The following is a 20,502-nucleotide window of genomic DNA, read 5'->3' as shown; positions in this document are numbered from 1 at the left end:
GTCCCCGCTCGAAGGCCCTCTGAACAGGCAGTTCATCGTCCGATCGGCGGTTCTCGGCTTCCGTCTAGAGCAGACTCCATCAGGGTGTTTCGGCCTATTCCTGACCGCTGTTGGTCACGCGTTGGCCACGTGACCAACAGCGGGGCGGCCGTGGGGCTGTCGTGCCAGGCGCGAGCTTCTCGCTGGTGAGGTCATGGGAGTATGCCGCCGCGCGTAGCATGAGCGTGTGATGGAGTTCCGCTTCAACGTCTGAGGAACGGGTCGTCCTGCGCTCGGCTCGAAGGCTTCGCTGTGCGCCGGATTGTGATGTTCGCCTTACCGGCCGCGCGGCGACCGTGCGGTCGGCACGTCACGCGTTGGATCGGTGCCGCTTCGGTCGGTGAAGCGAAGGCCCGATTCCACCGATTCAGCAGATGACAATGCTGCTGTATCGCGATGTTCGTAACTTATAGTGCTGATTGTCCTGTTCGATGGGTGGATAGTGAATCGTCACTGTTCGGCAATCTTCTCGGTTCTGACATGAGGTGCCGTGAGCCGTCCACAGACGCGCGCCGGGACTGGGCATCGTCGCAAGTCGCTGGAACAATTGACCTCCGTGGTTAGGCTGGGTGGATCCGAAGCCACACTCGACAAAGTAGAGAAGTCGCGCCGACCGGGGGCAAGGCGCGAGCGGAGGCGCGATGGCTCGCAGGTCGGCCGTGCGACGCGGCCCCCAGACGGCTGCCTATGATCGGGGAGAGCCGATGGCGCCAGGGGGGTCGTCCGTCATGAACCACGTGTACGGCGGTGCTTCCCGAAGTGGTCTCTCGCCCGGCGGCGGCGTGCCCGAGCCGGGCGGGGACTACGAGGACGCGGACTCCTGGGGCCCGGCCGACGACCGGTCGCGCGGGAGGTCCGGGCGCCGGGCGGGCCGCGCCGGCCGCTGGCGCGGAGCCGGAGGCCGGTGGTGGGTCTGGGCCGGCCGCGTCATCCTCTGGGCCTTCATCCTGGTGGTGCTGGTGAACGGCATCCGGGCCTCGTTCGAGCGCTACACGGCGAACGAATCCGCCGACCCGGCGGTCACCGCGACCGACGGGCGGGCGCGGTTCCCGGCGAGCGCCGCCTCGGCCTTCGCCCTGCAGTTCACCGGCGTCTACCTCAACTACGACCAGAAGACGGCGAGCGACCGTGAGCGGCAACTCCGGTTCTTCGTTCCGGACGGAGCCGACGGGCAGTTCGGCTGGAACGGTACGGGCGCGCTACGGCTGCAGTCGGTTCAGGTCGCGTCCGTCGACGCGCGGGACGCCAACAACGCCATCGTCACGTTGCTCGCCAAGACACCGGAGAGATGGTTCCAGCTGGCCGTGCCCATCTACGCCAAAGACGGCGCCATGGTGGTCTCGGGGCGCCCCGCCCTGCTGCCTCCTCCGCCCAGGGCGACGCTGCCCGAGACGGCCGGCCGCGAGCGCGACACCGCCCTCGAGGCCGAGTTGCAGCAGCCGCTCGAAGGCTTCTTCAAGTCCTACGGCAGCGGTGACACCGTCGCGCTGTCCCGGTACGCGGACCGGAACTCCATCACCGGGCTGGGCGGCTCCGTGGCGTTCGTCCGGCTCAAAGAGGTCATCGCCCCGACCGGCGGCGCGGACCAGCGCGACATCACCGTCACGGTCGGCTGGCAGATCCCGACCTCCGACCCCAAGATGGTGCCCGGCGAACTCGAACAGACCTACGAGCTCACCGTGGTGAGGAAGGATGGGGCCTGGTACGTGCGAGACATCGACGGCTCGACCCGACCCACCGGATCATGAGAGGGGCCGCGCCGTGAGAACAAGCGTCATCCGTGTCGTCCCTACGGGAGGACGAGCACCCGTCAGCCTTCCCAGCATTCACTCGCCGATCCAGGAAGGCGGTTAGGCCGATGTTCCAACAACTCATCGCATCGGCGTCGGACCAGTTGCTGGCGGCACCGGACGATCTCAAGACCGATGCGCTGGCCGACTGGTTGCGGCAGATATTCGGGCCGCTTTTCCTGGTCATCGTCTCGATCGTGGCGATCTTCTTTCTCTTCACCAGAGAGATCACCCGCTTCGTGCAATTCATCGTTCTGGCGATCGGTATCGGTGTCATCTTCTATGTCCCCAACATCATCGAGACGACGGCCAGGGCCATCGCCAAGGCGCTGGGAGTCGATTTGAGCTGACCTTCTTCGCGGCCGGGCATTGTGCTGCCACTGTTAGGGGAGTAACGGCGTGGATCTGCCCACGTACACGAACATCTGGCGCATCGAGAAGCGGCTCTACAAGCTTTACGATCTGCGGCTTCCGATGCCGCTTCCGCTTGTGCAGATCGGTGTGTTCGTCGGTGTGTTCGTACCGTGGATCCTGTTGCTGAGATTCATCGGCATTCCGTTCCAATCGCCCTGGCACGTGCTCTATCTCGTACCACCCGGTGTACTCACCTGGCTGGCGACGCGCCCGGTCATCGAGGGCAAGCGGCTCACCGAACTGCTGCTCTCGCAGACGCGGTATCTCACCGAGCCGCGCACCTGGTGCCGGCTGACCCCGATCCGCGAGCCGCGCGAGGTCGTGGTGGTGGCCCGGGTCTGGCGGCAGGCCGGCCCCGCACGGCCGGTGACCGCCGCCGAGAAGGCGGCGGTCAAGGCCGGTCGAAAGACCCGCGAGGCCCGAAGGAAGAAAGGCCGTGGCCGCCGTGCCGGATCGGCCCCGGCGCACGTTCCCGCACCGGCCCGCGCCGCCGCCCGCACCACGGGCACGGCCCTCGCCGCCTTCGCCCCCGACCGTCCGGCACTGGCGGCCGCACCCCGGGCACTGGAGCAGTACGCGGCGAGGGCGACGCCGGGCGAGCAGGCCGGAACGGCACCGCCGGCGGCCGGCGGCGGACGCACCCGCGCCACGGCCCTGGGCGCCGACGCTCCCCGACCGGCGGCGCCGGCCACGAGTGAAACGCGCGCTTCGTTCGCCCCGGCATCGCGCCGGTCCGAGGGCCGCCGGGCGGCGAGCGCGTGGCGGCCCACCACCCGGCGGAACATCTCGCATGAGCCGGAGCCCGCGCTCGACCCGCTGCCGGCGGCCGAAGCCGGCACGGTTCGCGAGCCCGCCCCGGCCGAGCCCCCGCCCGCGACGCCCAGGCTGGAGGTACCTCCCCCGCCAGGCGGCCCGGCCACGGGCCGGATCGAGCGGACCGGACCGGCAGAGCCCGCCGCTCACGCGCCCGGCGCGGCGGCCGCGGCGGCCGGTGGCACGGTGAGCGCCGAGCCCGGCGGTGACCAGGCGAGCGCGCGCCCACCCGTGGGCTCGGGCAAACGGGCGCTCGCGTCCGGTGTGCGCAGGCCCGGTGCGGCGGCGGAGTTCTGGAGGGCGATCGCCCCACCTGAGGGAGCAGGCCCTGCCGAGGGTGCGCCCGCATCCGCCGAGCAGGCTCCTTCCGGGGACGAACGGGCATCGGCGGAGCAGGCGCGGGCGAAGGACGGCGGCGGCGCGGAGCCGGAGGCCGGCGAGCGCGAGGCGGCCGAGCCCTCGGCGCCCGTTGCGCCCACCGCGTCCACGACGCCCGCCACGACGGCCACTGCACCCACCGGCGGCGACGCCGTCACCGAGGATCCGGCCACCGGAGGTCAGCGCGGCACCGAGGCCACCGGGACTGCGGAGCCCACCGGGCGCACCGAGTCCACCGAGCCGCCGGCACCCGCCGTGACGACGAGGCCGGACATCCCGAAGATCCCGGCGGCGACGACCCGTCCCGACATCCCGGCGGTACCCGGCGCGTTCGGCGCCACCGGTGCGCCCACCGGCCGGGAGACACCGGCCGAAGAGGCCGAGCCGGCCCCGGCAGGGGAGCGGCCGGTGAAACCGGCTGAGCAGCAGCCGGCCTCGGCGTCCCCGACGACGGCCGTACCCGCCGAAGACCGCCCCCGAGCGGCCGACGCGCCGGTGGGGGAGCAGGTCGAGAAGGATCGAGGTCCCGTCGCGGCCGAAGGCCGGGACGCGCCGGCCGCGGGGGAACCGGCCGGTCGCGGTAGGGAGGCTGGGAAAGAGCCACCGAAACCATGGTCGAGCGGCCTGTCCCGGCCACTGCGCGGTCCGGACGGCGACGCCCGGGTCTGGCCGCCGCCACGGCTGCCGCAGGGTGGTCCGCCGGCACAGCCGCGCAGGGGCACCCCGCCGCGTCGTCCCGCTGAGCCGGGACCGGGCAGGGGCGGCGCGCCGGCCCGCGCCTCCGGTGCCCCCGGAGCGCCCCCGGCGGCACAGCAGCCGCCCGCCGGCCCGCCGGCCAAGATGCCCGGATACCCCGCCGCGGCGGTGCCGCCCGCCGGCCCGGGCGCCGAGCCGCCCACCGAGACGCCGGCCCCTCGCCAGGCGCCGCACGTCCCGCCGGCCAGGCCGGGCCAGGCGCCCCATCAGCCTTGGCCACCGGCCGCGCAACCGCCACCGCCGGCCGCGCCCGACGCACCCGGTCGCACCTCGTGGCGGCCGACGATGCCCGAGCCGTCCCCTGTGGCGCAGCCGCAGGCGTACGCGCCGCCACGCGACGTGCGGTCGGGCCCGGCATCACCGGTCCGCCCGCGCCCGCTGCCACCGCCACCCTCACCACCGGCACCGCCCCAGGCAATCACACCGCCGGATCCCGAGCACGAGAACACGACAGGGGGCCTGCGCCGGCTGATCAAGGCCGTCGGCGGCGGTCACAGCCACGTGGACGATGAGTACGAGGAGAGGCTGCAGCGGCCCTTTCACGGCACCCGTCGCATCGTGGTGCTCGGCTGCACGGGCGGGGCGGGCCAGACCGTCACGACGCTCATGCTCGGACACACCTTCGCGCAGTACTGCGGTGAGCCGGTCGTCGCCATCGACGTCAACCCGGGGCCGGGAGCGCTCGCCCGGCGTACGCGCAGCGAGACCAACGAGACCCTCACCGGGCTCATCACCCGCTCCGACCAGGTGAACACGCTCACCGCGATGCGGCGCTACACCTCGCAGGCCAAGTCCGGTCTCGACGTCATCACGGCCGGCAAGAATCCGCTGCAGGCCCTCGACGATCGTGACTACGCGCTCGCCATCCGCACCGTCGACCGGTTCTACTCCATCACCATGCTCGACGCGGCCGCGGCGGTGGTCGCCAGGGTCCTGCCGCACGCCGATCAGATCGTTCTCGTCGCACCGGCCAGCGCCGACGCGCCGCGAGCGGTGGCGATGACGTTCGAGTGGCTCGACGGGCATGGTTACGACCAGTCGAGGTCCCATGCCGTTACAGTGATCAACGGTGTCAGCCGCCGCAGCATGGACGATGTCGAGCAGGCCGAGGCCGTCGCGCGTGGGCGCTGCCGTGCACTCGTACGAATCCCCTGGGACGACCACCTGAGCCTCGACCGGTCACCCCGCAACGAGTTGAAGTCGCTGCGCGCCCCGACGCGGCGCGCGTACCTCGCGCTCGCGGGCGTCGTCGCCGGCGGCTTCGCCGCACTGCCGGAGCGATACCAGCAACAGGAGGCCAGCCGATGATGCCGCGAGCCGCCGAGCGCGTGCAGTGGCCCCCTGCACGCGTGAACCCCCCTGAGCCGGCGAGCGGAGCGAGGCGATGAGCAGAGCGTCCAAGACACGCTCCAGCCGGTTGGCGGTGCGGTACTTCGACGACCGCATCCTGCTGACCGACAGTGCGGCGTGGGCCTATTTCCGGCTCCCCACAGTGTCCTACGAGTTCACCACCGGCGAGGAGCGCGAGGCGCTCGCGACCAACATCACGATCGCCCTCGCGGGCATCCGCATGCAGGACGCCGAGGTGCATCTGCGGATCGCGCATCGCACCTACCCCGCGGCCGAGTGGGCGCTGAAGCTGGACGAGACCTCCGACCGCGGCACGGGCTGGCACGAGTACCTCGAGGAGATGTACGCCCACGTCTGGTCCAAGGACTTCTGGACCAAGGAGGTCTACCTCGGTGTGCGCATCGGGGCCCGTGGCATGGGCGGGCAACTGTCCGGCGGCGTGCTGTCGCAGTTTCTCGGGTTCTACAAGCGCAGTGAGGAATCACTGGGTCTGCACGACGACGCGATCGACGCCAAGGAGATCGCGCGGTGGACCGAACAGGCGGAGCGGATCGGGCGCGCGCTCGGAGGCTCGGCCCTGTACGCGCGGCATGCGACGTCGACCCAGGTGGCCTGGCTGTTCCAGCACGCGGTGACGGCGTCACTGGCCGACCCGCCGCCGTCGGCGGTGCCGCGCCGCACGTGGGGAGCGGGTGAGATCGAGACCCTCATCGAGGGGGCGATCCACAACGGCAGGTCCCATCTGCGGATGGAGCAGCCCGGCGGAACCTCCTATCTCGCCTACCTGTCGTTCGCCCGGTTCCCCGACCTCATGCCGTTCCCCGACGGCGAGCCCTGGCTGCACTACGCCGATGCCCTGCCCTTCCCCGTTGAGATCAGCGCGCGGATGAAGCTGATCCCACCGGCCAAGGCGTCCAAGGACGTGTCCCGCAAGCTGGCGCACGCTCGCGACATGGACCAGCACATCCGCGAGGCCGGCGCGGAGGCGCCGATCGCGCTGGCCGAGCAGATCGACGCCGCGCGGATGCTCGAGCACGGCATCACCAAGCAACGGCTGCCGTTCGTGTACGGCTGGAACCGGCTGATCGTCAGTGCGCACACCGAGGAACTGCTCCTGCAGAGGGTCGACGCGGTGGTCGAGCACTACCGCGACATCGGCATCGACGTGGTCAACTCCACCGGTGACCAGTTCTCGCTGTTCTGCGAGTCGCTTCCGGGGGATCGGCTCCGGCTCAACGCCTACGCTCAGCGGCAGCCGCTGCGCACCATCGCGGGCGGGATGCCGATCGCGACGGTCGACCTCGGCGACCGGATCGACGAGGTCGGCGGCGGCTGGGTCGGCCCGTACATCGGTGAGACGCTGGGCCGCGCCCGCTCGATCGTGCACTTCGATCCGCTGGTGGCGGCGGCTCGTAACCGGCCCACCGCGGTGGCCATCACCGGTGAGCCGGGCGGCGGCAAGACGACCCTGGCCCTGCTGCTGATCTACCAGATGGCACTGCGCGGGGTGACCATCGCGGCGATCGACCCCAAGGGCGATGCGGAGTCGCTGGTCGAGTTGCTGCAGTCACGTGGCCGCAAGGCCCGCATCCTGCCGCTCGGATCGGCCGCGCCCGGCCTGCTGGATCCCTTCAGCTTCGGGGACGACCTGGCCGCGAAGAAAACGATGGCGACCGAGACGCTGCGGCTGCTGCTCCCGCGCATGTCCGAAGAGCGCGAATCGGCGATGATCCAGGCGGTCGGTGCCGTGGCCAACGCCGATCAGCCCTGTCTCGGCAAGGTGGTCGACTATCTCGAGGGGTCGTCCGATCCGGCCTCCAAGAACCTCGGCGCGGTGCTGCGATCGATGTCGGAGATGCGGCTCGCCCGGCTCTGCTTCGACCCCTCGGGTGGCGAGCGCATCGACACGGCCGGCTGGACCACCGTCTTCACCCTGGGCGGCCTCACGCTGCCGGACGTGGCCATCTCCCGTGAGGACTACTCCTACGAGCAGCGTCTGTCGGTCGCGCTGATGTACCTCGTGTCGCAGTTCGCCCGGAGGCTGATGCACGGACTCGACCGGCGGCTACCGAAAGCGATCTTCCTGGACGAGGCGTGGGCCATCACATCGACACCCGAGGGCGCCAAGCTGATTCCGGAAGTGTCGCGGATGGGGCGTTCTCGCAACACTGCGTTGATTCTGGTCTCACAGAACGCCGGTGACCTCTTGAATGAGCAGGTGACCAACTGTCTGTCATCGGTGTTCACGTTCCGTTCCTCGGAGCGCGTCGAGGTCGGGAACGTGATGGCGCTGCTCGGAGTCGAGCCGTCCGAGGAGCACATGGCCGTGCTGCGCAATCTCGGCAACGGCGAGTGCGTCTTCCGTGATCTCGACGGGCGGGCCGGCCGCATCGGCGTCGACCTGATCTCCGAAGAGCTGCAGCGCTGGCTCGACACCAACCCGACACACGCCCGACCACGCTCGCCTGGGGAGACGGGACTGGTCGATGAGGGGCCCATGTCCGCGGGGGTAGGAACCGAGGAGGTCACTCGATGAGACACCCCCACCTCGCCCTGCCGCTACGGTCGGGGCGTGGCCGCTCGACGCGCCCGCGGAACGGCTTCACGGCGCTCCTGTCACGTGGCAGGGCCATCGGACGGGCGGTGCGGCCGAGGCCCCGTAGGGCCCGCAGATCGGTCGTCCTCCTCTTCACGATGGCCATGCTCTTCCTGCTCAGCCCCTTGAGCCCGGCGAGTGCCGCGCCACCCCTGCCCAATCCCAACGACGCGTGCTCGCCGGCGGCCAATCCCGCACCCGAGGCCTACGGCTCGGGTGTCGACGGCATGATCAAGCAGCCGGACTACCCGAGCGAAGAGCTGAAGAAGACGCCTCCCCAGCAGCTCACCTACTACGACCGGTACGGGACCATGGGCCAGTACTGGCACGCGGTCGACATGGGCTGCGCGGACGCGATGGCGATGATGGGCAATGCCGTCGGGAACACCATGTTCACGTTGGCGAAGGCCATCGATCGCACGACGATCGCCGTCTATCAGGCCGCGGCGTCGGAATCGCTGCTGGGGTGGTTGAAGAAGACCGTCGATGGTGTCATCAGCGGAATCGGCAAGACGTTCGGCGCCCAGTACTGGACATGGGTCGTCATCCTCGGTGCGATGTGGCTGGCCTGGATGGGGCTGTTGCGACGGCGGGCCAGCAAGGTGGCCGAGGGCACCATCTGGATGGTCGCGGCGATGGTCGGGCTGATCTGGCTGGTGGCGCGCCCAGCCGATTTCACGACGCTCGGTACCAAGGTGTCCGAAGCCACCAGCGTGGCTTTCAACGCCGCTCTGCCGCAGAGCGATACCAAGGGCACGGTCTGCGTGCCACCGCCCGCCGGTCAGAAGCCGCCGAACGCGGCGAATCTGGATGCCACCACCCGGAACGCGAACGGACTCTGGGTGGCGTTGGTCTGCAAGCCCTGGCTGATGGGCGAATTCGGCACCACCGACCCCAACAGCAAGATCGTCAAAGACAACGCGGACAAGCTTCTCTGGTCCCAGGCGGTCGACCTGTCAGAGACCTACGGCGGCCGGCCGGTCGACCTCGAAAAGAAGGCGGACGCCTACAAGGAAGTCGCCGACGACATCAAGGAGAACCACCCCGGCGTCTATTCGACGTTCCAGGGAAAGCAGTGGACCAGCCGGCTGGCCGTGGCGTTCGGCGCGATGTTCGCCGCTCTGGTGGCCGGGTTGCTGATCATGGTGATCGCCATCGCCCTGATCGTGGTGAAGATCGCCTTTCTGCTGCTGCTCGTCGCCGGGCCGATCTTCCTCGGCATCGGCATCCATCCGGGCATCGGCCGCGTGATCGCGATCCGCTGGCTGGAGCTCCTGCTGTCCATGCTCCTGAAACAGGCGGCACTGATAGGAGTGCTGTCACTGCTGCTCTGGGCCTATGGGCTCATCCTCGGTGAGACCCTGCCGTGGGGCCTGCAGATCCTGTTGATCGCTCTGGTGACGGGCGCCGCATTCGTCTATCGCAAACCCTTCCAGCACTTGTTCGCCTCGGTGGGTTACTCCGCTGTGGGCTCCAAGGCCAAGAGTGACGCGCACCTGGAGAAGTCGATCAGTGAGGTGCGCAAGAACACGGCCTCCGTGGCCACCGCGGCGGTACCCGGCGCCGCCGGTTACCGGCTGGCCAGGTGGGGCAAGCGCGATTCCACCGAGCCCGGCGCGCTCGCCGACGCCACGGCCGCTGGTGGCCAGGGTGCGGACGGTTCCGGTGCCGATTCCGCCGGAGTCATGGCGGGCAGGGCGGGTGCCGCGGACGGCGGCACGGGGGCGGTCGTCGCCGGAGCGGGGCGGTCGCGCGCGGGAGCGCCGCCGCTCAACCTCTCGTCCCGTGGCGGATCACCGGGCCGCGGGTCCGGAGCCCCTGCGGTGGGGACCGGCGGCCGGGCGGCCGGCGGCGGTGGCGGTCTCAGTTCCGCTCGCGGCGCCGGCCCGAAGGCCGCAGGACCGGCGCGCGCGACCGACGGAGGGCGCGCACCGGCCGGTGGCGGTTCGGGTGGACCGTCCGGTGGCGGTTCGGGTGGAGCCGCCGGAGGCTCGGGCGGCTCGCGACCCACGGCTCCGCCCAGTGGCCCTCCGGGTACTTCGCGTCCCACGAGCTGGGGAGGCGGGCGTAGCACCACGGGCGGGGGCGGTGGGGCGTCCGGCGGCGGGAAGTCCCGTGGCGGAGGCGGTGGCTCGGACGGCAACGGTTCTCGCGGCGGAGGCGGTGGCCGGGGCGGCTGGTTCGGCGGCAGGTCGAACGGGGGCTCATCCGGCGATGGAGGCGGTGGTGGCTCCGTGCGGGGCGGCGGATCAGGCGGTGGTGCCGGCCGTTCCGCCGGCAAGAACCGCGGATCGGACCCCGCGTCCAGAGTGCCCAGGCCGCGTTCCGAGAGCGAGAGCGGCCCGCGTGACGATCGGCGGCCGCCGCCGCTGTGGGGCGGGGAGCGGGCGGACGGCGAGCCTTCGATGCCGTTCTGGCTGCGGCCCGTGGACCGGGATGACTGAGGCTGCCAGGTGATGCCGCGATGGACCTGACAGATCGCCAGCGCAAGTTCACCTTCGTGGGTCTCGTGCTCGCGCTCGCCGGCGTGGGGATCTATCTCACGCTGCCCGCGAGGGGCGACGGGACCGAGCCGGTGGAGCAACGCCCGGCGACCAGCGCGCCCGCCGTTCCGGTCCCGCCGACGACGGCGCCGCCCGGCATCGAGTCGTCCGTCGCACCGGACGATTTCGACATCTACCGGCTGCTGCCCTTCTCGCGACGCGACTTCGCGGGCGCCGCCGATCTCGCGCAGCGCTTCACCGCGGCGTACGGGACGTACCGCTACGACGAGGACCCGAGGACGTACGTACAGCGGCTGCGGGGGATGGTCACCGACCAGTTGCGCGCCGAGTTCGAACGCAGCTCCTCGGCGCCGGGGATGCTGGAAGAGCGGAAGGCGGGGCAGGTCGTCGCGGAGAGCACCGCCTCGGTGGACAGCATCCGCGACATCGAGGCGAATTCACTGATCTTCCTGGTCACCGGCCGGCAACAGCTCACCACCGCCGGGGTGAAGACCGAGGAGAGCAAGCGGTACGCCGTGACTGTCTCGCGGGACGGTGGTTCCTGGCGGATCTACGCCTTTGAGCCGGCCGGTCAAGGCCAGGCGGGTGACACGGGATGAGACGACGGCTGCTCATCCCTCTCGCCGTCGGCGGCACGGCCGTGCTATTCCTCGCTCTTCTCGTGGTACCGGTGTTCTTCGGCGCCAGCCAGTTCCTGTACGGCGGCGGAGCCGGCGGTGCCAACTGCGTCGATACCGCCGACGCGGCGGCGCAGCCCGCGGCGGCGACCGACGCGAGGGCGATACCGGCCGACTATCTGCGGCTTTACCAGAAGGCCGGCAAGGACTACGGCATGCCATGGAACGTCCTGGCCGGCATCGGCAAGGTCGAGACCGGTCATGGCACGTCAAGGCTTCCCGGTGTACGGAGCGGAGAGAACTACGCCGGCGCGGGCGGTCCGATGCAGTTCCTGGCCGCGACCTGGAAGGCCTTCGCGGTCGACGGCGACAAGGACGGCAAGAAGGACCGCTATGACCCTGATGACGCGATTCCCGCAGCGGCGCGCTACCTGAAGCACAATGGTGCGCCGACCCGGATGCGCACTGCGATCTTCATGTACAACCACTCGTGGGACTACGTGAACCTGGTCCTGTCCTGGGCCAAGCGCTATTCCAACGGGGGCTTCACCGTCGTCCAGGCGAACGGCCCGTCCTGCGCCGACACCGAGGGCCTCCCGGTGGCCGCGAGCGGACTGGTCTCCCGGATCATCACCTTCGCGATGGCGCAGCGCGGCAAGAGGTACATCTTCGGTGCGGCGGGTCCGGACGCCTGGGACTGCTCCAGTCTCATTCAGGCCGCCTACCGCGAGGTCGGAATCAGCATCCCGCGTACCACCTTCGAGCAATGGCCGTTCGGGGTGAGAGTGACCAAGGGCCAGGAGCAGCCCGGCGACCTGGTCTTCTTCAACTCCGGGCCCGGCACTGCGGCGGGAAGTCCCGGGCACGTCGGCATGGTGATCGGTGCCGGCAAGATGGTCGTAGCCCGTTGTTCCACCTGTGTCCCTAACATCGGCGTGCAGAACTACAAGATTCGCGGCGACTGGGTCGGGGTCACCCGCCCACTCGCCCGCCCCGAGATCAGCAGGCAGATCGACTCCCGGTCGTGACCGCTCCGTCCACGTCTGTCCAGGTCAACCGGTACGAGGTGACGGGCGAGGTGGTGTCGCCGGGTGTCGCTGGGTACGACTTGATCATCGGGACGGAATGACCCGCGAGGGAGTGGGAGGGCAGGGTGGGAGTCGAGGTCGTGGTGGTGGGGGCAGCGATCATCGAGGATGGCAGGCTGCTCTCGGCGCAGCGTGCCGAACCGGCCGAACTGGCCGGCGGGTGGGAGTTCCCGGGTGGCAAGGTCGACCCCGGCGAATCGGACGAGGACGCGCTGATCCGTGAGTGCGTCGAGGAACTCGGCGTCAAGGTCAAGCTGACCGACCGCGTCGGTGGCGACTGGCCGCTGGGGCGGCAGAGTATCCTGCGGGTCTGGACCGCCGAGATCCTGGAAGGCAGGCCTCAGGCGTTGGAGCACACCGCCCTGCGCTGGCTGACCGCCGACGAGCTCTATGACGTCGACTGGCTTCCGGGGGACCTGCCACTCGTCGAGGAGGTCCGTACGCGTCTGCGCTGAGCGGCGCCGCTCCCACCCGCCGCCGGCGGCCGTGCGGCACCGACCGACCGGAAGCGCCCTCCCGCCAAAGTAAACTGATGTGTGCCGCGATGTTCCGCGGTGACTCCCGAACCCAGACCCAAGCGAGTTCGCATGCCCATCTCCACGCGCGATGACCTCCGGAACGTCGCGATCGTCGCTCACGTCGACCATGGGAAGACCACCCTGGTCGACGCCATGCTGTGGCAGTCCGGTGCCTTCCGCGAAAACCAGGACGTCGATGAGCGCGTCATGGACTCCAATGATCTGGAGCGCGAGAAGGGCATCACGATCCTCGCCAAGAACACCGCGGTGAAGCACGGGGGGCTGACGATCAACATCATCGACACCCCCGGCCACGCCGACTTCGGCGGTGAGGTCGAGCGGGGCCTGTCGATGGTGGACGGAGTCGTCCTGCTCGTCGACGCCAGTGAAGGTCCGCTCCCGCAGACCCGGTTCGTGCTCCGGAAGGCGCTTCAGGCGAAGCTGCCGGTCATTCTCGTCGTCAACAAGGTCGACCGGCCCGACGCCCGGATCAGCGAGGTCGTCGACGAGACCTACGAGCTGTTCATGGACCTCGACGCGAGCGAGGACCAGATCGACTTTCCCATCGTCTACGCCTCCGCCCGGGCCGGGCGGGCCGGTCTGAGCCAGCCGCCGAACGGTGGCATGCCGGACAGCGAGGATCTGGAGCCGCTGTTCCAGGTGATCCGCGAGACGATCCCGGCACCCTCGTACGACCCGGACACGCCGCTGCAGGCCCACGTGACGAACCTCGACGCTTCGAGCTACCTGGGGCGGATCGCGCTGTGCCGGGTGCACGCGGGCACGATCAAGAAGGGGCAGCAGGTCGCCTGGTGCAAGCACGACGGCTCCATCGCCCGAGTGAAGATCACCGAGCTGCTCATGACCGACGCGCTCGAGCGCAAGCCGGCCGAGGAGGCCGGCCCTGGGGACATCATCGCCATCGCGGGCATCCCCGACATCATGATCGGGGACACGCTCGCCGACCCCGAGGACCCGCGCCCGCTGCCGCTGATCACCGTGGACGAACCCGCCATCTCCATGACCCTCGGGACGAACACCGGGCCGCTCTCCGGCCGGGAGAAGGGCACGAAGGTCACCGCGCGGCTGGTGAAGGACCGGCTCGACCGGGAGTTGATCGGTAACGTCTCCATCAGGATGCTGCCCACCGAGCGTCCCGACGCCTGGGAGGTGCAGGGCCGTGGCGAGCTGGCCCTGGCCATCCTGGTCGAGACGATGCGCCGGGAGGGCTACGAGCTCACCATCGGCAAGCCCCAGGTCGTCACCAAGGAGATCGACGGGAAGCTGCACGAGCCGGTGGAGCGCCTCACGGTCGACGCTCCCGAGGAGTATCTCGGCGCGATCACTCAGCTGCTCGCGGTGCGCAAGGGCCGGATGGAGCAGATGACCAACCACGGAACCGGCTGGATCCGGATGGAGTTCCTGGTCCCGGCGCGCGGCCTGATCGGCTTCCGTACCGAGTTCCTCACCGAGACCCGCGGTACCGGGATCGCCCACCAGGTCTTCGAGGGCTACGAGCCGTGGTTCGGCGAGCTGCGCACCCGGCCGACCGGCTCGCTCGTGTCCGACCGGGTCGGCGCCGCGACCGCCTACGCCATGTTCAACCTCCAGGAGCGCGGCTCGATGTTCGTCGAGCCCGGCGCCGAGGTCTACGAGGGCATGATCATCGGCGAGAACTCCCGCGCCGACGACATGGACGTCAACATCACCAAGGAGAAGCAGAAGACCAACGTGCGGTCCTCGACTGCGGAGACGTTCGAGCGGCTGACTCCGCCACGGGTGCTGAGCCTGGAGGCCGCGCTCGAGTTCGTCGCCGACGACGAGTGCGTGGAGCTCACGCCCGCCGCGATCCGGCTGCGCAAGGTCGTTCTCGACGGCAAGGAGCGCGAGCGCACACGCGCTCGCTCCAAGCGCGCTGGCTGACCCGGTCCGGTCTGGTGGGTCCGATCCGGCCCGCTGTGGCACCGGCGAGCGCTCGCCGGTGCCACGCGGTCTCGGTCAGGCCGCCGCGCAGTACTGTGCCTGCTTGCTGATGATCCGGTAGACGCAGTCGGAGTACTCCAGCAGCCGGAGGACCGCCTCCCTGTTCCGGGTGGTCTCCCTGGTGATCACCTCGTCCGGCGGGTAGAAGCCGCCGCCGCCCGATCTGGGGTACATCTCGAACGTGTAGCTGAAGATCTTGTGCGCTCCCCACAGCCAGTCGTTGATCGTTCCGTCGGTGATGTAGAGGTCGCTCGACTGCTCGGCCGTGTACCCGTTGGTCGACGCCATGTTCTGCCCGAGTGTGGCGTGGGCGTTGCGGTCGTCCTGGGTCAGGCCCGCCGCGGTGTCGGAGTAGGTGTAGCCGTACGGCCACAGCACCAGTTCGCTGTAGGTGTGGAAGTCGATGGCCGCCTTGATCTGCTGCCTGCCGCCGACGACCCTGCTGCGGACGAAGTCGGCCACGACTCTGACCTCGGGTGCGGACTCGCCTGCCCGGCCCCGGTAGGTCTCGCTGGACGTGCTGCCGGAGGATCCGCCGCAGCAGCCCCAGTTGTAGGCCCAGTTGCGGTTCAGGTCGGTTCCGACGTAACTCGATCCGGAGTTCGGCTGCCGGTTCTTGCGCCAGGAACGGTACGACCCGGTGGCGATGTCGTACTCCCCGCCGTCCGGGTTGAGGTCGGGCAGGATCCAGATCTCTCGGGTGTTCACCAGGTCGGTGATACGCGAGTCCGACCCGTAGCCGTCGGTCAGCAGGTTGAGCAGGTAGACCGCCATCTCGACGGTCAGGTGCTCCCTGGCGTGCTGGTGGTGGGTGAACAGCACTTCGGGCTCGTTCTCGTCCGTTCCCACATTGTCGCTGATCTTGATGGCCATCATCTCGCGACCCTCGTACGACCTGCCCAGCACGGTCTTACGGGCGATGCTCGCATGGCCGGACACGACGGAGTCGACCTCCGCCGTCAGTTCCGCGAAGTTGTGGTACTGGGAGTCGGCGGGCGGGAAGTCGAGGGTGCCGACGCCGGTCCCGGCCGGCTCGGTGGGAAGCCGGGTGACCTTGTGACCGAGCCGGGCGACGGCGTTCGCCTGCTGCTCGGTGGCGGTGATGACGACATGGCGGCCGTGTGCCTCGTCGATCACCGCGCCCGTCTGGTTGACGCGGGTGCGCTGCTGCGCCGTGCTCGGTCCCTCGACGTCGTACTGGCCGACGGGGGCGGGAGCTGACGGCGGTGCGGACGAGTGGGCCGATACGCCGCCGGTGAACGAACTCGCGAGCAGCACGACGAGCAGTCCTAGAGCTGTGATGAGCGTCTTTCTCCGCAAAGCGGCCTCCACGAGTGGGGAGCGGGCCGGAGGTCCTGCGCGCACACCGACTCCCGATCAACGGACTTCGTTACCGTTTGTCGGCATGCTGCCGTGATCGTAGATAGCGGAGAAAAGTTCTGTAAGGGTAGAAGTTACGATCTGTCAAATGATGACGGGAATCGTGGATGCCTTCGGCAACACGACGCGGCTCCCGACCGGCGGTGCCGAGGATCCACGTACGGCAGGGTGCGCGATCGGCGCGCTCCTGCCGTACGTGGCATTTTCCGGGGAAATGTACGAACGTAACGCGTCAGCGCATTCCGCCGCTGTCGCGGATGTCCTTGATATCGTCACTGATCTTGAACATCACGATGGCGAGTTCGAGGTAAAGGCGCGTGACGATCAGGCCGACCATCCAGACCAGTGGTGACAAGACAATGAGGAGGAGGCCGGAGAGGGTGCTGGGGCCGCCGTCGCCCGCGGCGATGGAGATGAGACCGAAGATCAGCACGCCGATCGCGTAGATGGTGGTGATGATCAGCGACAGTACGTAGAGGAACTTGACCAGCTTCGGTGCGATGAAGTTGTCGAAGCTGAAGTCGAACAGCGCGCCGAAGAAGCCCTTGTCGTTGTCGAGGCGGCGGCCGGTCGGAGGCCGGTAGGGCTGCTGCTGGTAGTGCGGCTGCGCAGGCTGCTGGGGCCAGCCGCCCTGCTGCCCAGGGCCATAGGGGGTTGCCAACGTGGTCTCCTGAAAGAATGTCGCGGAGGGGACTCGCTCGAGGGCGGAGCTAAGCAGACCCTAGCCCACAGACCAATGGACATCCGTCCCAAAAACCTGAATGTTGAAAAAGAGTGACATTAACTAAAGTTGCTCAGTTCAGGTGGACTGTTCCGGTCGCATCGGCGGCGAGACGCAGTGCGTCGCCATCCCGTAGTGGTGCCTCGGCACCCGGTGGCAGGCGCTGGTCGTTGACGAAAGTGCCGTTGGTGGAGCGTTCGTCTCGAACCCAGGCCGCACCTGCCGGATCGAGCCAGACCGTGGAATGCCGGCGCGACACGTTGTCGTATCGGGTGAAGGTCGCGGCGACCGGCGATTGACCGGCGTCCCGGCCCAGCACGAGGTGCTGCCCCAATGCCACCCTGAGTTCACCGGTGGCGAAGACCAGCCGGAGCACGGGCGCCTGCTGGCGGAGGGGGCGCAGGCAGGTCTCACACTGGACCGCGCCGGGATTGGACAGCGGTGCCTCGCAGTGCGGGCACATGAACGCCGTGGTCTCCTGCAGCCGCTCGGGGCGCTGGGGGACCTGCTCCTCCTCGGGCGGGATCAGCGTCTCTTCCCGGCGTGCCGGTGGCGGCGGTGGGGGCGCGGAGTGCGCGCTCGACCGTGGTGGCGGCGCGCCACGCCGCTCCGGTGGCATGTGCGGCGGCGGCCCCTGCTCTTGCGGCGCCCACTGTTGTGCGGGGCGCTGCGGCGGAGGGCGATGCGGCGCGGGAGGCGGCGACTGGTTCTCGGCGGGGGAGGGGTTCCGGGGGGCGTGCTGCTCCTGCGCCGGCTCGGGGCGCGGCGCCGGGGGACGCTGCGGCGGCTGCTCTTCGCGGGTCGGCGGATGCCGTCGCGTGACCTCGCGCACCCGAGCGAGGTTGGCTCCGCAGTCCAGGCAGATGAGGTCGCCCGGCTCGAACGCGGCTCCACAGGTGGGGCAGGTCAAGGACGCCATGACACGTCCCCCGCGTGCACTCCGGCCCGTTCCATGGCGCTTTCGAGGCGCGCCATGTCACCTCGTCGCGGGATTCCGATGTAGTACACCCGCCGCCCTTCCACGCCCTCGTCCATGCTCACCTGCACGCGCGGCCCCTCGCCTCCATTAGACTCGCCGCCGCCCGCCGGCAGGGAATACCTGGCCTGACCCAAAGCGGTCAGCGGAACGACCTGCTGGTTCGCCGACCCTCTCAGGGGGGAACCGGTGTTGAGCCGGTCGACATACGGTCCCGTGACGACAGCGTCACACAGGTCCAGGATGGCGCGCGACTCGGCGGTGCGTGACAGCCGGGAGAACACTCGTCCTGAATAGACGAGTATGTCCACTGGAGTCGTACCTCGCCAAGACCTTATCCCGCGTAGCAGCTCGCTGAGAGCGGCGGGCTGTTCGAACGGCTCACCACCCGAGACGGTGACACCGTCCACCGGCCCCGGCAACGACTCCAGCCAGCCGAGCACGGCCGCGACGGGTACGGCGGTACGGGGATCGGCCGCCCAGGTGTCCCGGGACAGACAGCCCGCGCAGTGGATCGTGCACCCCTGGGTCCAGATGCCCGCCCGGGTGCCATGGCCGAGCGTCGTCACCGGATAGTGCGCCTTGGCCAGCAGAAGACGGCTCGCCGCGTCCGGCGAGGAGCCCGAAGGGGGCAAGGGGGTCGAAGGGGTCACCGCATCTCCAGCCGGACGATACTGCCCTCCCGGTGGATGCGCGAGACCGTGACCTGCTCGCCGGCGGAGAGCTCGCGGTCGAACAGTGCCCTGGCGAGTGGGTTGATGAAATAGGACTCCAGTGCCATGCCGATGCCGCGGCCGCCCTTGTCGAGTTCGCCGGTGCACCACTCGCGCAGTGTCCGCAGCACTTCCTCGGAGAGCGCGAGCGTCAACCGGTGCTCCTCCGCGACCCGGCGGCAGATGTTGGCGAGCTGCAGTTCGAAGATCTGAGCGGCGGCACGCTGCTCGATGAAGTTGAAGATCACAATGTTGTCGCCGAACCGGTTGAGCAGCTCAGGCCGGTTCAGAACGGTGGTGAAGTGATCCGAGATCGCATGCTTGAGCCGCTGCTCGATCTCGTCGTAGCTCATGCCGGGGACGACGTTCTGCACGCGGCCAGTGGTCGAGCCGGTGACCGTCCCGTCGAGCCTGGTCGCACCGGCGGCCTGGGGGGCGTCGACGTACATGCCGAGGTTCGAGGTGAAGATCAAGATCGACTCCGAGAAGTGCACGGTGTTGCCGCGCCCGTCGGTGAGCCGGCCGTCCTCCAGAATCTGGAGGAACTTGTCGAGGATTCTCGGGTGCGCCTTCTCGATCTCGTCGAACAGGATCACTCGGAACGGGTCCTCCCGGACCGCGTTGGTGAGCTCGCCACCCGCCTCGTGCCCGACGTAACCGGGCGGCGAGCCGATCAGCCGGTCGCCGGCGTGTTCCGCGGAGAACTCGCTCATGTCGAAGCGCAGGTACGCCGACTCGTCACCGAACACCAGTGATGTGATCGCCTTGGCGAGCTCGGTCTTGCCGGTGCCGGTGGGCCCGGCGAAGAACAACACCCCGCGCGGTCGGCTGCCCGACTTCGTCGCCTGCGCGCCGGACAGGCCGAGCACGGCGCGTTTGAGGATGTCCAGCGTCTTGGTGACGGCCTGCGGCTGGCCGAGCACCCGCTCCGGCACGCGCTTCTCCCCGTCGAGCACCCGCCGGCGCAGATGGCCGCGGCTCCACGGGTTGTCGAGCACCCCGAGCTTGTAAGTACGCACCGCATCCGGAAGATCCGTGAGCTCGACGTTGCGTTCCTTGGCGAGCCGGGTGACCTCGATCATCGACTGCAGGGTCAACCCGTCGGCCTGCTCGGCGAACGCGTCACACGCCTCGGCCGCCCGCGGGTCCGCCGACGCGTTCGTCACACCGAAGGCACGGGCGAGCAGCCGGGCGGTCTCCTGCCGGTCGCCGAGATGCGGCCGGGGAACCGTGATCTCGCGGATGTTCTCGTTGTCGGTGGTGAGCCAGGGCGGGAGGTCACCAGGCCGCTCCACCAGCCACAGCACGGGGTTGTAGAGCGGCTTGGGGCGCGGCCCTTCGACCCGCACCGGCCCGGCGGTACGCGACAGCTTCTCGCAGAACCGGAAGAAGTCCCGCTCGTGCGGTTCCAGGTCCGTGGGCGACCGGGGGATCCGCGAGGCGTAGTCGATGATGAACGCGGCGCGGACGTTCTCGGCCGGCCGGGCCACGGCGCTGAGGTGCTGGGCGAGCGTCTCCAGTGACGGCTTCTCGTCGCGCTCCCGCCTCCCGAGGAGCTTCGCCGCGGCCTCGCCGGCCGTGGCGGCCAGTTCGTCGTCACCGTCGGGATAGACGCGCAGGCCGTCCACCGGGTCGTACATGAGCAACGCGGAGAAGCCGCTCGCGCGCAGCGCGTCCCACAGGACGTCCCGGAGCGGCAGCAACTGCGCCGGCCTGAGCTCGTCCGCCCCCGGCACCAGAAAGCTGTCGTGCAGATTCCCCGACAGCACATATTGCGAGTGCACTGACAGCGTGGCGTCCAGTTCCCGGATGAACGGAGGCCAGCCCATCAGGCGCCCGCCCAGTGTCGGCTGGTCGGGGGTCATG

General features: G+C 69.5%; 14 protein-coding genes. 9 read left to right on the top strand and 5 right to left on the bottom strand.

Annotation, left to right across the window (positions count from 1 at the left end; translation table 11 throughout):
- The first annotated feature begins 743 nt into the window (after positions 1–743).
- The 9 genes from HKK74_RS16485 to typA all read left to right on the top strand — a co-directional run bounded on the left by HKK74_RS16485 (position 744) and on the right by typA (position 14,786).
- On the top strand, positions 744–1,787 hold the full coding sequence (locus HKK74_RS16485) for a conjugal transfer protein (RefSeq protein ID WP_187244106.1): 1,044 nt from the start codon (positions 744–746) through the stop codon (positions 1,785–1,787).
- 110 nt (positions 1,788–1,897) lie between these two features.
- Positions 1,898–2,179, top strand: coding sequence for a hypothetical protein (locus HKK74_RS16480; RefSeq protein ID WP_187244105.1), 282 nt, complete (start codon positions 1,898–1,900; stop codon positions 2,177–2,179).
- Between the two features lie 49 nt (positions 2,180–2,228).
- Positions 2,229–5,498: a conjugal transfer protein gene (locus tag HKK74_RS16475; protein ID WP_187244104.1), complete on the top strand. Its 3,270-nt coding sequence runs from the start codon at positions 2,229–2,231 to the stop codon at positions 5,496–5,498.
- 76 nt (positions 5,499–5,574) lie between these two features.
- The gene (locus HKK74_RS16470; protein ID WP_187244103.1) at positions 5,575–8,076 is read left to right on the top strand and encodes an ATP-binding protein; all 2,502 of its coding nucleotides are present in this window, start codon (positions 5,575–5,577) and stop codon (positions 8,074–8,076) included.
- Positions 8,073–10,580: a type IV secretion system protein gene (locus HKK74_RS40865; RefSeq protein WP_187244102.1), complete on the top strand. Its 2,508-nt coding sequence runs from the start codon at positions 8,073–8,075 to the stop codon at positions 10,578–10,580. The genes HKK74_RS16470 and HKK74_RS40865 overlap by 4 nt, the downstream gene beginning before the upstream one ends.
- Before the next feature lie 20 nt (positions 10,581–10,600).
- On the top strand, positions 10,601–11,239 hold the full coding sequence (locus tag HKK74_RS16460) for a hypothetical protein (RefSeq protein WP_187244101.1): 639 nt from the start codon (positions 10,601–10,603) through the stop codon (positions 11,237–11,239).
- Positions 11,236–12,285 carry a C40 family peptidase gene (locus tag HKK74_RS16455; RefSeq protein WP_187244100.1) on the top strand — a complete coding sequence of 350 codons (1,050 nt, stop codon included), beginning with the start codon at positions 11,236–11,238 and terminating at the stop codon, positions 12,283–12,285. Before HKK74_RS16460 ends, HKK74_RS16455 begins: the two co-directional genes overlap by 4 nt.
- A gap of 125 nt (positions 12,286–12,410) precedes the next feature.
- On the top strand, positions 12,411–12,800 hold the full coding sequence (locus HKK74_RS16450; protein ID WP_312881530.1) for a (deoxy)nucleoside triphosphate pyrophosphohydrolase: 390 nt from the start codon (positions 12,411–12,413) through the stop codon (positions 12,798–12,800).
- 132 nt (positions 12,801–12,932) lie between these two features.
- Positions 12,933–14,786 carry a translational GTPase TypA gene (gene typA / locus HKK74_RS16445; RefSeq protein WP_187244099.1) on the top strand — a complete coding sequence of 618 codons (1,854 nt, stop codon included), beginning with the start codon at positions 12,933–12,935 and terminating at the stop codon, positions 14,784–14,786.
- A gap of 75 nt (positions 14,787–14,861) precedes the next feature.
- On the opposite strand, the gene HKK74_RS16440 is transcribed toward typA, so the two are convergent.
- The 5 genes from HKK74_RS16440 to HKK74_RS16420 form a co-directional block, all read right to left on the bottom strand.
- Positions 14,862–16,166 carry a M14 family metallopeptidase gene (locus HKK74_RS16440; RefSeq protein WP_187244098.1) on the bottom strand — a complete coding sequence of 435 codons (1,305 nt, stop codon included), beginning with the start codon at positions 16,164–16,166 and terminating at the stop codon, positions 14,862–14,864.
- A gap of 292 nt (positions 16,167–16,458) precedes the next feature.
- Positions 16,459–16,887, bottom strand: a complete 429-nt coding sequence (locus HKK74_RS16435; RefSeq protein WP_187244097.1) for a DUF4282 domain-containing protein — start codon at positions 16,885–16,887, stop codon at positions 16,459–16,461.
- A 133-nt stretch (positions 16,888–17,020) separates the two neighbouring features.
- Complete coding sequence (locus tag HKK74_RS16430) at positions 17,021–17,866, bottom strand: FHA domain-containing protein (RefSeq protein ID WP_187244096.1); 846 nt, start codon at positions 17,864–17,866, stop codon at positions 17,021–17,023.
- Positions 17,854–18,576: a 4Fe-4S single cluster domain-containing protein gene (locus HKK74_RS16425; protein WP_312881529.1), complete on the bottom strand. Its 723-nt coding sequence runs from the start codon at positions 18,574–18,576 to the stop codon at positions 17,854–17,856. Before HKK74_RS16425 ends, HKK74_RS16430 begins: the two co-directional genes overlap by 13 nt.
- Entirely contained in the window at positions 18,573–20,501 is a 1,929-nt protein-coding gene (locus HKK74_RS16420; RefSeq protein ID WP_187244095.1) for an AAA family ATPase, read from the bottom strand. The genes HKK74_RS16425 and HKK74_RS16420 overlap by 4 nt, the downstream gene beginning before the upstream one ends.
- Position 20,502 lies beyond the last annotated feature (1 nt).

The sequence above is a fragment of the Actinomadura alba genome (assembly GCF_014323705.1).
In the GTDB taxonomy this organism is placed as follows: Bacteria; Actinomycetota; Actinomycetes; order Streptosporangiales; family Streptosporangiaceae; genus Actinomadura_C; species Actinomadura_C alba.
The sequence above is the reverse complement of the archived record's forward strand: the minus strand, read 5'-3'. Positions and strand labels throughout refer to the sequence as shown.

What these genes read in the sequence shown, in the direction of transcription:
- HKK74_RS16485 (WP_187244106.1), top strand. Translation starts at nt 744, where the DNA reads ATGGCGCCAGGGGGGTCGTCCGTCATGAACCACGTGTACGGCGGTGCT.
- HKK74_RS16480 (WP_187244105.1), top strand. Translation starts at nt 1,898, where the DNA reads ATGTTCCAACAACTCATCGCATCGGCGTCGGACCAGTTGCTGGCGGCA.
- HKK74_RS16470 (WP_187244103.1), top strand. Translation starts at nt 5,575, where the DNA reads ATGAGCAGAGCGTCCAAGACACGCTCCAGCCGGTTGGCGGTGCGGTAC.
- HKK74_RS40865 (WP_187244102.1), top strand. Translation starts at nt 8,073, where the DNA reads ATGAGACACCCCCACCTCGCCCTGCCGCTACGGTCGGGGCGTGGCCGC.
- HKK74_RS16460 (WP_187244101.1), top strand. Translation starts at nt 10,601, where the DNA reads ATGGACCTGACAGATCGCCAGCGCAAGTTCACCTTCGTGGGTCTCGTG.
- HKK74_RS16455 (WP_187244100.1), top strand. Translation starts at nt 11,236, where the DNA reads ATGAGACGACGGCTGCTCATCCCTCTCGCCGTCGGCGGCACGGCCGTG.
- typA (WP_187244099.1), top strand. Translation starts at nt 12,933, where the DNA reads ATGCCCATCTCCACGCGCGATGACCTCCGGAACGTCGCGATCGTCGCT.
- HKK74_RS16430 (WP_187244096.1), bottom strand. Translation starts at nt 17,866, where the DNA reads ATGGCGTCCTTGACCTGCCCCACCTGTGGAGCCGCGTTCGAGCCGGGC.
- HKK74_RS16420 (WP_187244095.1), bottom strand. Translation starts at nt 20,501, where the DNA reads ATGACCCCCGACCAGCCGACACTGGGCGGGCGCCTGATGGGCTGGCCT.